Consider the following 11,969-nt stretch of genomic DNA (forward strand, 5'->3'; position numbering starts at 1 on the left):
ACTGCGCCGGAGCGCCGCGGGACGGCGAAACCGGAGTTTCCGCCAATGACGATCCGCAATCTCGAACATGCCGCCCGCCCGCAATCCGTTGCCGTCATCGGTGCATCGGTCCGTGACGGGGCGGTCGGCCGCATCGTCATGCAGAACCTGATCGAAGGCGGCTTCGAGGGCGAGATCTGGCCGGTCAATCCGAAATACAGGAAGGTCGACGGGCGGCGCTGCTACAAGCGCGCCAGCCAGATCCCCGGCGTGCCGGATATCGCCGTGATCGTCACGCCGCCTGAAACCGTGCCGGGCATCATTGCGGAGCTCGGCGAAAAGGGCACGCGCACGGCGGTGGTCATCACGGCGGGGCTGACGCGTGAGAACGGGCTGCGCCAGGCCATGCTCGACGCGGCCAGGCCGCATCTGTTCCGCATCATCGGGCCGAACACGGTCGGGCTGATGGTGCCGCCGATGAAGTTCAACGCCAGTTTTGCCCATATGCAGGCCAAGGCAGGCGGGCTGGCGCTGTTGTCGCAATCGGGCGCCATCGCCACCTCGCTGGTCGACTGGGCGGCGGAGGAGGGCGTCGGCTTCTCGCACATCGTCTCGCTCGGCGACATGGCCGATGTCGATGTCGGCGACTATCTGGAAATGCTGGCTGGCGACGGCAAGACGCGCGCCATCCTGATGTATCTCGAGACCATTCCCAACCCGCGAAAATTCATGACGGCGGCGCGTGCGGCGGCGCGCCTGAAGCCGGTGATCGCCATCAAGTCCGGACGGCACGCACAGGCGGCGCAGGCAGCGGCGACCCATACGGGGGCGTTGTCGGGGGCCGACCGGGTGGTGGAGGCCGCGCTGCGGCGCGCGGGCATTTTGCGCGTTCTCGATCTGGGCGAACTGTTCGACGCGGCCGAGGTGCTGGCGCGGTTCTCGCCATTGCAGGCTTCGCGCGTCGGCATCGTCAGCAATGGCGGCGGGGCAGGCGTTCTGGCCGTCGACCGGCTGATCGATTTCGAGGGGACACTGGCGGAGTTTTCAGCCGAAACGCTGGCGCGGCTCGACAAGGCGCTGCCGCCGAACTGGTCGCATGCCAACCCGGCCGACATCATCGGCGATGCGCCGCCGGACCGCTACAGCGAGGCGGTGCGCGCGGTTGCCGATGATGAAGGCACGGATGCCGTCCTGGTGTTCAACTGCCCGACCGGCCTTGCCTCGCCATCCGAGGCGGCGCGTGCCGTGGCCGCCCTTGCCGAGCGCGGCCGCATCAATGGCAAGCCGCTGATCACCTGCTGGCTCGGCGAAAAGACGGCGCGCGAGGGCCGGCGCATCCTGCAGGAAGCGGGCATCGCCAATTTCTCCACACCGTCGAGCGCCACGGCAGCGCTTTCCTACCTCGGCGAGTGGTCGCGGGCGCAGAAGGCGCTGACACGCGTGCCGTCGAGCGGCAGCGAGGATGTGCGCGGCGACCGCGAGGCGCTGGCGGCGATCCTGAAGGGAGCGGCGCGCGAGGGCCGACGCATGCTGACCGAGCCCGAGGCCAAGGCGGCGATCGCCGCCTACGGCATTCCCGTGCCGGCAACGCGTGTGACTGAAACGCCGAAGGCAGCCGGCGAGGCGGCGGCCGAACTCCTGAAGTCCTCGGACAGGGTGGTGGTGAAGCTGCTTTCGAAGACGATCAGCCACAAGTCCGACATCGGCGGCGTGGTGCTCGACCTGAAGACGCCGCAGGCGGCGGTCGCGGCAGCGGAAGGCATCGTCAAGCGGTTGAAGGAAGCCGGCTCCGAAGACGCGCTCGAAGGCTTCGTCGTGCAGCCGATGGTGGTGCGCAAGCACGCGCATGAGCTGATCCTCGGTGTCAGCCAGGATCCGATCTTCGGGCCGGTGGTGCTGTTCGGCGCCGGCGGCACCTCGGTCGAGGTGGTCGACGACACGGCCATCGCCCTGCCGCCGCTCGACGATGTGCTGGCTGGCGACCTGATCGATTCAACGCGCATCGGCAAATTGCTCGCTGGCTATCGCGACCGCGCGCCGGCCGACCGCGCCGCGATTGCCGAGGCGCTCAACGCCATGTCGCAGATGATCGTCGACTTCCCCTGCATCAAGGGCATGGACATCAACCCGCTGCTCGCCGACCGCGACGGCGTGGTGGCGCTCGACGCGCGCATCGAGATCGAGCCTGCGGAGATCGGTCGCAAGGGGCCTAACCCCGACCTGGCGATCAGGCCCTATCCGGGCGGGTGGGAGAAGGACGTCGATCTTGAAGGCCACCGCTACCATCTCAGGCCGATCAAGCCGGCGGATGTGGCGCTGTTCCCCGGTTTCCTGGCGCAGGTCTCGCCGCAGGATATCCGCTTCCGCTTTCTTGCCTCGCGCAAGCACTTTCCCGACGAGATGCTGCTGAGGCTCACCCAACTCGACTATGAGCGCGACATGGCCTTCATCGCCCTGCGCGCCGAGGATGGCGAGATGGGTGGTATCGGCCGCCTGTCCGCCGACCCGGACAAGGAGGTGGCCGAATATGGACTGCTGGTGCGCACCGACCTGCAGGGGCACGGGCTGGGCTTTGCATTGCTGAAACAGCTGATCGACTATGCGCGCGCGGAGGGCATCGGCGCCATCGAAGGCATTGTGCTTTCCGACAACACCAAGATGCTGAACATGTGCCGGGAGTTCGGCTTCGAAGTGAAGGCCGGGGTGGCGGAACCGGGGGTGATCACGGTGTCGCTGGCGCTTTAGATCGCAGGATGTGCTGGCGCGTCAGGATCACTCGTTCCGGCATGGACCCTCGGGTCGGGGCCCGAGAGTGACGAGTTGTAGAGGCGGGAGCACCAGTTGCCGGCCGTCGCGACCAACACCGACATCCAATCCTTCGTCATGCCCGGCCCCCGAGCCGGGCATCCATGCCGTGGCGACGGCGAAGGGCGCCGGCGCCTGCCCTGTGCTCAGATACACGCCTCAAAGAGCGCCCTGGTGTTCTCAACCGTCATCTTGACCGGGTTGCCGCCGGCGCTGGGGTCTTCCAGCGCCATTCCCACCATTTCGTCGATGCGGTCGGTGCCGACGCCGAGTGCTGCGAGCTTGTCGGGGATGCCGAGTTCGGCCCGCAATTGCATGACGAATTCGTAGAAGCCGTCAAAGCCGCCGGCGATGCCGAGATAGGCGGCGGCGGCGTTGATGCGGGTTTCGATGACCTGCCGGTTGAGCCGCAGCACGGGCGGCATGACGACCGCGTTGGTGGTGCCGTGGTGCGTGTTGTAGACGGCGCCGATCGGGTGGGACAGGGCGTGGATCGCGCCGAGCCCCTTCTGGAAGGCGACGGCGCCCATGGCGGCGGCGCTCATCATCTGGGCGCGGGCCTCGAGGTCGCTTCCATCGGCGTGGGCGCGCGGCAAATAGGCTTTCACCAGCCGCATGCCCTCAAGCGCGATGCCCTGGCTCATCGGGTGGTAGAAAGGCGAGGAATAGGCTTCGAGGCAATGGGCGAAGGCGTCCATGCCGGTGCCGGCGGTGATGCCCTTAGGCATACCGACCGTCAGTTCGGGATCGCAGATCACCACCGAAGGCAGAATCTTCGGGTGAAAGATGATCTTCTTCACATGCGTCGTGGAATTGGTCAGAACGCCGGCGCGGCCCACTTCCGAGCCCGTTCCCGCCGTGGTCGGAACGGCGACGATCGGGGCGATCTTCGCGGCATCGGCGCGGGTCCACCAGTCGCCGATGTCCTCGAAATCCCACACGGGCCGCGTCTGGCCGGCCATGAAGGCGACGAGCTTGCCGAGGTCGAGGCCCGACCCCCCGCCGAAGGCGACCACACCGTCATGGCCGCCATCGGTGAACATGCGAACGCCGGCCTCGAGGTTGTTTTCGTTCGGATTGGGATCGACATCCGAGAACATGGCGCGGCCGAGACCGGCGGCCTCCAGGAGGTCGAGCGCGTTCCTGGTGATCTCCATGCCGGCAAGACCCCGGTCGGTGACGAGCAGCGGCCGGGCGATGCCGGCCGCCTTGCAGGCGTCCGCCAGTTCCGTGATGCGCCCGGCGCCGAAACGGATGGATGTCGGATAGGACCAGTTGGCGACGAGGCTCATGCTTGCTTTTTCCTGAAATGGTAGGATTTCGGACGGGTGAGGTTGTGATAGCCGATCTCGGACAGCGCGCCGCCGCGGCCGGTGTTCTTGCAGCCGGTCCAGCACAGGCTGGGGTCGAGATAGTCGGCGCGGTTCATGAACACGGTGCCGGTCTCGATCTGGTCGCCGAGACGCGCGGCGCGCTCGGCGTCGGCCGTCCACAGCGAAGCGGTCAGGCCGAACTCGCAATCGTTCATCAGGGTCAGCGCCTCGGCGTCGTCCTTGACCGGCATGATGCCGACGACGGGACCAAAGCTCTCCTCGCGCATCACGCGCATCTGGTGGTTCACGTCGACGAGCACTTGCGGCATCAGGTAGGTGCCGCCGTCGTCCTCGGGGAACAGCTTTGGATCGATCAGCGGCCTGGCGCCTTGCGCAATGGCGTCGCGCGTCTGCGAACGGACTTCGTCGGCAAAGCGCTTGTTGGCCATCGGTCCGATGGTGGTTTCCTTCGACAGCGGGTTGCCGAGCTTGAGCTTCGACACCCAATCGGTGGATTTTGCGACGAAAGCGTCGAAATGGCGCTCCGTCACATAGATGCGCTCGATGCCGCAGCAGCACTGGCCGGCATTGTACATCGCGCCATCCATCAGCACGTCGACGGCCCAGTCGATGTCGGCGTCTTCCATCACATAGGCCGGGTCCTTGCCGCCGAGTTCCAGGCCGAGGCCGGTGAAGGTGCCGGCAGCGGCCCGCTCGATGGCGCGCCCGCCGCCGACGGAGCCCGTGAAATTGATGAAGTCGAAGGCGCGGTCGCCGATCAGCGTTTCGGTGCCCGGATGGTCGAGGAACAGGTTGATGAACAGCGCTTCGGGAATGCCCGCCTCATGGAAGGCGCGGACGATGCGCTCGCCGACAAGCAGCGTCTGCGTGGCATGCTTGACGGCCACGGCATTGCCGGCGATCAGCGCCGGCACGATGGTGTTCATCGCCGTCATGTAGGGGTAGTTCCACGGCGCGATGACGCCGACCACGCCATGCGGTTGGTGGACGATGCGCCGGTCGAAAATGTCCGAATCCTCGATGACGATGGGGCTGAGCGCGCGGGCGGCAATCGAGGCCATGTAGGCGGAACGCTCGTTCATGCCGCCGAACTCGCCGCCATAGCGCACCGGGCGGCCCATCATGTGGGCAAGCTCCGGCACCACTTCGTCGGCCATCTCGTTGAGGCGGGCGACACCGGCGTTGACGAGAGCGATGCGCTCGTCGAGCGGGCGTTTCGCCCAGGCCTTCTGGGCTGGCCGGGCGTGCGCCAGGAGTGCGGCGGCCTTGTCCGGGTCCATCACGGGGCGCTCGGCATAGACCGAACCGTCGATGGGGGAAATGCATTGCAATGTCTTGGGCAGGGTTTTCGTCATCTCATGCTCTCTCAAAGCCACGCCTGATCTCCCAATCGGTGACGCGGCGGTCATATTCGTTTTGTTCCCAGCGGGCCGCGTGGACATAGTGGTCGACCACATCGTCGCCAAACGCCTTGCGCAGCATTTTGGAGCCATCGAGGGCAGTTGTCGCGTCGCGCAACGTGGCGGGAATCTCGCGGATTCCGCTGCCATGATAGGCGTCGCCGACGAAGGCCGGCTCAAGCTCTCTCTTGTTCTCGATGCCATCAAGCCCGGCGGCGATCAATGCCGCAAAGGCCAGATAGGGGTTCAGGTCGGCACCGCCGACGCGGCATTCGGCGCGCACCGCCTTGGTGTCGCCGCCGCAGACGCGGTAGCCCGCCGTGCGATTGTCGAACGACCAGATGGCCTTGGTGGGGGCGAAGGTGCCGGCGGCAAAGCGCTTGTAGGAGTTGATGTAGGGGGCGAGGAAATAAGTGATTTCGCCCGCATGCGCCAGAAGCCCGGCGAGATAGTGCCGCATGGTCGTGGACATGCCGTGTTCGCCAGCGGGATCGAAGAACAGGGGCTTGCCGTCGAGCGACCAGAGCGACTGGTGGACATGCGAGGAACTGCCGGCCGCCTGATCGTCCCATTTGGCCATGAAGGAGACGGCACGGCCCTTCTGCCAGGCGATCTCCTTGCAGCCGTTCTTGATGATCGCGTGCCGGTCGGCCATGGTCAGAGCATCGGCATAGCGCACGTTGATCTCTTCCTGGCCGGCATCGGCCTCGCCCTTGGAGTTCTCCACCGGCACGTCGGCGCCGTTCAACCCGTTGCGGATGGCGCGCATCACATCCTCTTCCTTGGTCGTCTGGAAGATGTGGTAGTCCTCATTGTAGGCGCTGATGCGCTCCAGCCCGCGATACCCCTTGGCGCTTGCCTCCTCGAAGGTGTCGCGAAACAGGAAGAATTCCAGTTCCGAGGCCATCATGGCCTTCATGCCCATCGCCTCCAGCCGGGCGATCTGCTTCTTCAATATGGCGCGCGGCGAATGGGGCACGTCCGCATGGGTGTGATGGTCAAGCACATCGCACAGCACCAGCGCCGTGCCTTCGAGCCAGGGAATGCGGCGCAGCGTCGAAAGATCGGGCTTCATCGTGTAGTCGCCGTAGCCGGTTTCCCAACTCGTCGCCTTGTAGCCCTCGACGGTGACCATTTCGAGGTCGGTGGCGAGCAGGTAGTTGCAGCTATGGGTTTCCTCGAAAGCGCTCTGGAGAAAGAAATCCACATGGAAGCGCTTGCCCATCAGCCGGCCCTGCATGTCGACCAGCGCCACCAGGACGGTGTCGATCTCACCGGTTTCGGCTGCCGCCTTGAGGGTGTCCAAAGTCAGTTTGCCCGCCATATGTTTGTCCTGTCATGTCTGATGATCGTCTCTGTGCGTACGCCCCTCATCCGCCTGCCGGCACCTTCTCCCCGTAAACGGGGAGAAGGAGGATGGCCGCGACGTGGGCGTCTCCCTCTCCCCGCACGCGGGGAGAGGGTAAGGGTGAGGGGCGAGCCCGGCGGTTGATCCAACGGGTTCAGGTGTAGCGGTAGGGACGCCCCGCCTTGCCCATGGCGGCGTTGTATTCCTTGAGGATCTTGACCACGCGCGCGCTGCGGTCGCTTTGCGCGGCGATCTCGTCCCAGAACTTGGCGGCGGCTTCCTCGACCTGTCCCCATTCCTCGTCGGGGATGGTCGTCAGCTTCAGCTTGGTGCCGTCGACACGCAGCTTGGCCTCGCCGCCCCAGTACCACCACTGGCGATAATAGTGCGAGGAATCCATGCACAGCTGGAACAGCGTCTTCAAATGCTCCGGCACCTCGTTCCAGCGCTCGGAATTGGCGAAGAACGAGCCGATCCAGGCGCCGGTGATGTTGTTGGTCAGGAAGTAGTTGGTGACGTCCGCCCAGCCGACCGTATAGTCCTCGGTGATGCCCGACCAGGCGATGCCGTCGAGCTCGCCGGTCTGGACGGCCACCTCGACATCCTCATAGGGCAGTGTCACGGGCACAACGCCGAACTGTGCCAGGAACTTGCCGGCTGTCGGGAAGGTGTAGACCCGCTTGCCCCTCAGGTCGGCAAGACTGTTGATCGGCTCCACCGTGTTGAAGTGGCACGGGTCCCACGAACCGGCGGAGAGCCAGGTGACGTTCTCCACCTCATTGTAGGCCTCCTCCCAGATTTCCTTCAGGCCCCACTGGTTGAACAGGACGGGGACATCCAGCGAATAGCGCGTGGCGAAGGGGAAGTAGCCGCCGAAGACGGAGACGTCGACCGGGGCGGCCATCGAATCCTCATCCGACTGCACGGCGTCGATCGTGCCGGCCTGCATGGCGCGGAAGAGCTCGCCCGTCGGCACCAACTGGTCGGCGGTGTAAAGCTCGATCACCATGTCGCCATTGGCGACCTTGTTGAAGGCGTCGATGGCAGGCTTGACGACATGCTCGGCCAGCGCGGGGCCGGCATAGGTCTGCAGCCGCCACTTGATCGGGCTTTGCGCGCGGACGTGCGGCATGGCCAGCGCCGATGCGCCCGTGGCCGCTGCCGAAGCGATGCCCGCCTTCTTGAGAAAATCGCGTCTGTTCTGCATCTCCGTTCACTCCTCTGGTTGTTCGTCCGGCCGTCCGCCGGACCATTCTTGCGCAGGCTCTGGATTGCTCTTCACCTCCTTTGCTTGTCCGGGCGGCTCCGGTCTCCTCAGCGGATGTAGAAATGCTGCGGCAGCCACAGGGCGATCTGCGGGAATGCCATGACGACGATCAGCGCCAGGATCATCACCGCGACGAAAGGCACAATGGAGCGGTAGATGTCGTTCAGGCTGATTTCCGGCGGCGCCATGGCGCGCATCAGGAACAGATTGTAGCCGAAGGGCGGCGTCATGTAGGCGATCTGGCAGGTGATCGTGTAGAGCACGCCGTACCAGATGAGATCGAAGCCAAGCAGCTTGACCAGCGGCACATAGAGCGGCGCGACGATGACCAGCATCGCGGTATCATCCAGGAACATGCCCATGATCAGGTAGGAAAGCTGCATCAGGATGAGAATTTCCCAAGGGGTCAGGCCGAGTTCGCCGATGAAGAAGCCCTCGATCGCCTTGACCGCGCCAAGCCCGTCGAACACGGCGCCGAAGCACAGCGCTGCCAGGATGATCCACATGAACATGCAGGAGACCGCCAGGGTATTGCGCACGGTGTTGTGAATCACCTTGAAGGTCAGCCGGCCGCGAATGGCGGCGGCGGCGGTCGCCGACACGGCGCCGATGGCGGAACTTTCGACGAGGCTGGTGACGCCCATGACGAACAGGCCGGTCATCAGGAAGAAGATCATGAAAGGCAGGATGCCAGCCGACAGGAGCTTGAGCTTCTCTGTCATCGGCATGGCGCGCTCCTCCGCCGGCAGCGCCGGGCCGAGCTTGGGCTGGAGCCAGCAGCGGATGGCGATGTAGAGGATGAACAGCCCGGCCATCAGCAGGCCCGGAAAGACGCCGGCGAGCCAGAGCTGGCCGACCGGCTGGCGAGCGATCATGGCGTAGAGCACCAGCACCACGCTGGGCGGCACGAGGATGCCTAGCGACGAGCCTGCCTGGATGACGCCGGTCACCATCACCTTGTCGTAGCCGCGGCGCAAAAGCTCCGGCAGGGCGATGGTGGCGCCGATGGCCATGCCGGCGACCGACAGGCCGTTCATTGCCGAGATCACCACCATCAGGGCGATGGTGCCGATGGCAAGCCCGCCGCGCACCGGACCGAACCAGACGTGGAACATCTTGTAGAGATCGTCGGCGATGCCCGATTCCGACAGCATGTAGCCCATGTAGATGAACAGCGGCAGTGTCAGCAGCGCGTACCATTTCATCAGTTTCATGGCGGCCGAGAAGGCAAGCTCGGAGCCGCCCGTGCCCCACAGGAGCAGAGCGAAGGCGACGGCGATGAAGCCGATGGCGCCGAAGACGCGCTGGCCGGTCAACAGCAGCCCCATCATGCCGACGAACATCAGGATGGCGGTGAGTTCGTAGCTCAAGAGAGTTCCTCCCCGCGCGCGATGGCGATGTCCCGGAACAATTGGGCGATGGCCTGCAGCAGCGTCAAAGCGATGCCGAAGCACATGATGAGCTTGATCGGCGCCATATAGGGCGACCAGGACGAATAACTGGTCTCGCCATACTTCAGCGCGTAGGAGGTGGAGGAGAAGCCGCCATAGAGCAGCAGGCTGAGATAAAAGATCAGGAACAGGACGGTGACGGTGTCGATCAGCGCCTTGGTGCGCGGCGGCCAGTTGGCGTAGATCAGGTCCATGCGCACATGGGCGTCGTTCTTCAGCGCCCAGCCGCCGCCGACCATGTAATAGGCGACCATGACGAACTGCGCCATTTCCAGGGTCCACAGGGGCGGGATGGAAACGGTCTTCATGATCGATGAATAGAGAAGGATGCCGATCATCAGGAAGATCATGTACATCATGATCAGGCCGACAATTTCATTGGTGCGGTCGATGAAGCGCACATAGCGCCTTATGGCGTTCGGCATCGGCTCCTGTCTCCCATTGTCCGTTCCTTTCCGTTCCCTGTTCAGCTTCCGCCTCGGCGTTTGTTCGTCACGCCTTTTGCCGGCTGGTGGCATGTGTTTCGACGGTGAGGCTGTCGAGCGCCGTTTCCAGCAGCCGCGCCAGATGGCCGGCCCAGCGCTGTTGTCCCGCCTCGTCGGAGATCAGGTCGTTGCAGATCTCGATCATGACGTTGGCCAGACCGCGCGCGATCGCATGCTCCTTCAGCGTATGGGTCACACCATCTTCCGGGCCATAGGGATAGTTGCGCAGGGCGGTGTCGATGCCTTGGGCTTCGGCGCGCGCCAGCATGGCATCGGCCAGGCGCCGGTCGCGGTCGTGCAGGATGCCGATTGCCCGGTGCCGGGTGATGCCGAAATAGATGCGTGTGAAGGAATGGATGGTGACGATCACCGGCGGTCGGGCCTGCGTGGCGCGTGCCGAGACCAGCGCGGCAAGTGCTGCGCGGAAGGGCTCGTAGACCTCGTCGATGCGCTGGCGGCGCGCCGCCGCGCTCAGATCGCGGTTTCCCGGAACGACATGAACCTCGCTCATTTCGGGAATGGCGTCGGGCGCTTCCGGCGGGCGGTTGCAATCGTAGACAAGGCGCGAAAAGCGCTGGAAGACGAGCGGCGCGTCGAGCAGCGCCGAGAGCCGTTGGGCGACCGCCAGCGCGCCGATGTCCCAGGCAGCGTGGCTGTCGAGCGTTTCCGGTCTTGTGCCCAGCGCACCGAGCGCTTGCGGGATGGTCTTCGAGGCGTGCTCGCAGACGAGGATGACGGGCGAGCGCCCGTCCTGCCGCTCGATCGCGACAGGCTGTCCCTCGGATGGATCAAGCATCGCCCTCGCCACCAGTTGGTACTCCTCGCCAACCCGTCTGTGCCGCTTTTTCCCGGATCGCGTCCGGAAACGGCTTTGTAATAATGATTAGCATTGCCGCGATTTTGTCAATCGTGTAATTTTTGTTACGAAACGATTTGCCGGGTCCGCACCGAAGGGCGGTGCTCTAGCTTCGTTTTTCCGCATTCATGCGGACGTCAGGTGATCCCACCTGACTGCAAAATGCCATAGGGGAGCAGCTTTTGGGAACCAGGGAACAGGTGCATGCGGCACTCGGCCAGATGACCGATGCGGAGCGGAAGGTGGCGCACGCCTTTCTCGCCAATTATCCAAGCAGCGGCCTGTCGACCGTCGCCGAATTCGCCGAACTTGCCGGCACCAGCGCGCCGACCGTGCTGCGTTTCGTCTCGCGGCTGGGCTTTTCCGGCTACCCGGAATTCCAGCGCGCGTTGCGCACGGAAATCCAGGCGGAGCTTCTGTCGCCATTGGAAAAAGGCGAGAAGTCGCTGGCCCGGACCGCGAACGGCTCGGCGCTCGGCGCCTATTTCAGCCGTGCCGCCAGCAACATCGCGGCGACGCTGGAGGCGATCCCCGAAAGCGAGTTCGAGGCGGCCTGCGCCCTCCTGTCGGATCACAAGGCCGCCTGCTACTGCCTCGGCGGCCGTTTCAGCGACGCGATTGCCCGCTACATGGCGGCGCATCTGCGCATCGTCAGGCCGAATGTGCGCCGATTCCAGGATCAGACGTCGACCTGGGACGACCAGTTGCTCGACGTGAAGACGGGCGATGTGGTGGTGCTGTTCGACATCCGCCGCTACCAGCGCGACCTCGTTCATCTCAGCGAACTGCTGGGCGAGCGCAAGGCGCGCATCGTGCTGATCACCGATAGCTGGCTGTCGCCGATCTCGCGCTACGCGAAGGTGGTTTTACCCTGCGCCATCGACGCGGGCCGCACCTGGGATTCGAGCGTGACGCTGATCGCGCTGGTGGAAGCCATCATCGACCGCGTGACGCACAAGGACTGGGACGCCTCGCGCGGCCGCATCCAGGCGCTGGAGCATATCCACTGGAACAAGCCTGCCACGGGTGGATAACGCTGCGCCA

General features: G+C 64.8%; 9 protein-coding genes. 2 read left to right on the forward strand and 7 right to left on the reverse strand.

What is annotated here, in order from left to right; all coding sequences use genetic code 11:
- The first annotated feature begins 45 nt into the window (after positions 1 to 45).
- Positions 46 to 2,724, forward strand: coding sequence for a bifunctional acetate--CoA ligase family protein/GNAT family N-acetyltransferase (locus AB843_RS10795; protein WP_048646845.1), 2,679 nt, complete (start codon positions 46 to 48; stop codon positions 2,722 to 2,724).
- A 206-nt stretch (positions 2,725 to 2,930) separates the two neighbouring features.
- Here AB843_RS10795 and AB843_RS10800 read toward each other — a convergent pair whose 3' ends face one another.
- The 7 genes from AB843_RS10800 to AB843_RS10830 all read right to left on the reverse strand — a co-directional run bounded on the left by AB843_RS10800 (position 2,931) and on the right by AB843_RS10830 (position 10,865).
- Positions 2,931 to 4,076 carry an iron-containing alcohol dehydrogenase gene (locus tag AB843_RS10800; protein ID WP_048646846.1) on the reverse strand — a complete coding sequence of 382 codons (1,146 nt, stop codon included), beginning with the start codon at positions 4,074 to 4,076 and terminating at the stop codon, positions 2,931 to 2,933.
- A complete protein-coding gene (locus tag AB843_RS10805; protein ID WP_048646847.1) occupies positions 4,073 to 5,473 on the reverse strand; it encodes an aldehyde dehydrogenase family protein in 1,401 nt (466 codons plus the stop codon). The genes AB843_RS10800 and AB843_RS10805 overlap by 4 nt, the downstream gene beginning before the upstream one ends.
- Before the next feature lies 1 nt (position 5,474).
- A complete protein-coding gene (locus tag AB843_RS10810) occupies positions 5,475 to 6,842 on the reverse strand; it encodes a glutamine synthetase family protein (RefSeq protein ID WP_048646848.1) in 1,368 nt (455 codons plus the stop codon).
- A gap of 178 nt (positions 6,843 to 7,020) precedes the next feature.
- Positions 7,021 to 8,073, reverse strand: a complete 1,053-nt coding sequence (locus AB843_RS10815; RefSeq protein ID WP_048646849.1) for a TRAP transporter substrate-binding protein — start codon at positions 8,071 to 8,073, stop codon at positions 7,021 to 7,023.
- Between the two features lie 107 nt (positions 8,074 to 8,180).
- A complete protein-coding gene (locus AB843_RS10820) occupies positions 8,181 to 9,503 on the reverse strand; it encodes a TRAP transporter large permease (RefSeq protein ID WP_048646850.1) in 1,323 nt (440 codons plus the stop codon).
- Positions 9,500 to 10,009 (reverse strand): TRAP transporter small permease subunit, encoded by a 510-nt coding sequence (locus AB843_RS10825; RefSeq protein ID WP_048646851.1) that lies wholly within the window; start codon positions 10,007 to 10,009, stop codon positions 9,500 to 9,502. The genes AB843_RS10820 and AB843_RS10825 overlap by 4 nt, the downstream gene beginning before the upstream one ends.
- A 67-nt stretch (positions 10,010 to 10,076) precedes the next feature.
- Positions 10,077 to 10,865 (reverse strand): N-formylglutamate amidohydrolase, encoded by a 789-nt coding sequence (locus AB843_RS10830; protein ID WP_048646852.1) that lies wholly within the window; start codon positions 10,863 to 10,865, stop codon positions 10,077 to 10,079.
- Positions 10,866 to 11,107: 242 nt separating this feature from the next.
- Between AB843_RS10830 and AB843_RS10835 the strand changes: the two genes are divergently transcribed.
- Positions 11,108 to 11,959 (forward strand): MurR/RpiR family transcriptional regulator, encoded by an 852-nt coding sequence (locus AB843_RS10835; RefSeq protein WP_082143778.1) that lies wholly within the window; start codon positions 11,108 to 11,110, stop codon positions 11,957 to 11,959.
- The last annotated feature ends 10 nt before the right edge of the window (positions 11,960 to 11,969 follow it).

The sequence above is a fragment of the Nitratireductor soli genome, assembly GCF_001050155.1.
Taxonomy (GTDB): Bacteria; Pseudomonadota; Alphaproteobacteria; order Rhizobiales; family Rhizobiaceae; genus Nitratireductor; species Nitratireductor soli.